Source organism: Streptomyces phytophilus (assembly GCF_013870535.1).
GTDB classification, from domain to species: Bacteria; Actinomycetota; Actinomycetes; order Streptomycetales; family Streptomycetaceae; genus Streptomyces; species Streptomyces phytophilus.
The window spans coordinates 1-2,428 of the sequence record NZ_JACBXC010000935.1 but is presented as its reverse complement, the minus strand read 5'-3'; the positions used below and the strand labels follow the sequence as shown (position 1 = coordinate 2,428).

The 2,428-nt window shown below is 72.9% G+C and carries 3 protein-coding genes; 2 read left to right on the top strand and 1 reads right to left on the bottom strand.

Annotated elements, in window-relative coordinates; translation table 11 throughout:
* The coding region (locus tag H5J30_RS27385) for an inorganic phosphate transporter (protein ID WP_181789994.1) at positions 1-1,045 on the bottom strand (1,045 nt) is incomplete at its 3' end.
* Positions 1,046-1,205: 160 nt separating this feature from the next.
* Here H5J30_RS27385 and H5J30_RS27380 point away from each other — a divergent pair.
* Positions 1,206-1,838: a class II aldolase/adducin family protein gene (locus H5J30_RS27380; protein ID WP_181789993.1), complete on the top strand. Its 633-nt coding sequence runs from the start codon at positions 1,206-1,208 to the stop codon at positions 1,836-1,838.
* A 70-nt stretch (positions 1,839-1,908) separates the two neighbouring features.
* On the top strand, positions 1,909-2,428 hold a 520-nt coding region (locus H5J30_RS27375), incomplete at its 3' end, for a DUF8805 domain-containing protein (RefSeq protein WP_508470823.1).

Sequence of the window (2,428 nt, the reverse complement as noted above, 5' to 3'; positions counted from 1 at the left end):
TGACGCTGGCGGCGACGCCCAGGATGGCGACCGTCACCACGCCCCAGGAGCCCCGGTCCGCGAGGAACGCCGCCGCCCCCGCCATCAGCCCCGCCGCCGGCAGGGTGAGCCCCCACGCGGCGACCATCCGCCCGGCCGTGCTCCAGCGCACCACGCCGCCCTTCTTGCCCACGCCCGAGCCCATGATCGAGCCGGAGCAGACCTGGGTGGTGGACAGGGCGAAGCCCAGGTGGGACGAGGCGAGGATCACCGTGGCCGAGCTGGTCTGGGCGGAGAAGCCCTGCGGCGGCTGGATGTCGGTGAGGCCCTTGCCCATGGTGCGGATGATCCGCCAGCCGCCGAGGTACGTGCCGAGCGCGATGGCCAGCGCGGCGGAGACGATCACCCAGGTGGGCGGGTCGGAGTTGGGGGCCAGCGAGCCGCCGGTGATCAGCGCCAGGGTGATGACGCCCATCGTCTTCTGCGCGTCGTTGGTGCCGTGCGCGAGGGAGACCAGCGCGCCGGAGGTGATCTGGCCGGCCCGGTAGCCCTTGGCCGTCTGGTCCGCGGAGCGGCGGCCGGCCAGCCGGTAGGTCAGCCGGGTCGCGGCCGCGGCGGCGATGCCGGCGACCAGCGGCGCGGCGATGGCGGGGATGAGGACCTTCATGACGATGGCGTCCATGTGCACGCCGTTCCAGCCGACGGAGACGAGGGTCGCGCCGATCAGACCGCCGAAGAGGGCGTGCGAGGAGCTGGAGGGCAGCCCGGCGAGCCAGGTCAGCAGGTTCCAGACGATCGCACCCACCAGCCCCGCGAAGATCACTTCGGGCTGGATGCCGGACCCTTCGTCGATGATGCCGCCGGAGATGGTCTTGGCGACTTCCACGGAGAGGAAGGCGCCGACGAGGTTGAGGACTGCGCTCATCGCCACCGCCGTCTTGGGCTTGAGTGCCCCGGTGGAGATGGTGGTTGCCATGGCGTTGGCGGTGTCGTGGAACCCGTTCGTGAAGTCGAACACCAAGGCGGTGACTACGACGACTCCGATGATGAGAGTGAGGTGTTCCATGTACCCAAGCAATCCGCTCGAAGGTTGGGGGCCGTGAGGAACGTAAGTACTCCGAGTGAACACAAGGTGAACTGGGCCGGACGTGACGGTGACGAGGGCGAATGGGTGTCGCAATGTCTCCGGCGGGGCGCTTCATGCGCAGGTCATAGGGAGGATACCGATGCGTCACGCGTGGCGTGAGCTGGTGGGGACGGCCCGGCGGATGTACTCCGAAGGGCTGGTCGTCGGAACCTCGGGCAACGTGTCCGTGCGGGTGGGCGACCATGTGCTCATCACTCCGACCGGCGTCCCCTACGACGAGCTGGGGGACGACGACCTCGTCGCCGTCGACATGAGCGGTGGACAGACGCACGGCACGCTCCGGCCGACGAGCGAACTGCCCATGCATCTGGCGGTCTACGGGAGCACCGACGCGCGGGCCGTGGTGCACACCCACGCCGTGCACGCGACCGCCGTCTCCACGCTCGTGCCGGAGCTGCCGACCGTCCACTACGCGACCGCGGCCCTCGGCGGCCCGGTGCGCGTCGCCCCGTACGCGCTGTACGGGACGGCGGAGCTGGCCGCGGGCATGCTGCGGGCGCTGGCCGGGCGGTCCGCGTGCCTGCTGCGGAACCACGGCACCGTCGCCTACGGCGCCGGTCTTGCGCAGGCGTACGACAGGACCGCGCAGCTCGAATGGATGTGCCGGGTGTGGCTGGCGGCGAGTTCGGTACCGGGGCTGAGCCCGTCGCTGCTGTCGCCGGACCAGCTCGGGGAGGTGGCGGAGAAGCTGAAGGGCTACGGCCAGGGGTGAGGGCGGCATACGTGACCCGGGCGGGTCCGCGCACTGGCAGGGTCCTGCCCGTACGCGGACAATGGCCGGGATGCGTATCAAACCGGCCGCCGCGGCCCTGACCAGCCTCCTCGCCGCCGGACTCGGCGCCGGGGCCGCCGCCGTGGCCGCCGGGCGGTACGGCTCCCGGGCCGCCCTGCGGCCCGCGCCGCCGGGCCCCGTCGGCTTCGACGGCCCCCGGCTGCGGGTGATCGCCGCGGCCGGCGGGCAGGTCACCCTCGCCCCCGGCTCGCCGCCCGCCCTGCTGCCCGAGACGTACGGCCTGGCGGGCGACGGCGTGCACGCCGTCGTCGGCCCGCTGATGCGCGCCGAGTCGTGGGAGGGCGGCCGGCTCGTGCGCAGCCTGGAGCGCGTCACGTACGGCAGCCTCGACGCGGGCACCCGGGTGCGACTGACGCCGAAGGTGTACGCGGGCACGCCGCGCTCGGCCCTCGGCATCGCCCACGAGGACGTCACCGTCGAAGGACCGCTGGGGCCGCTGCCCGCGTGGTACGTGCCGGGCACCCGCGGCACCTGGGTCATCGCCGCCCACGGCCTCGGCGACACCCGCG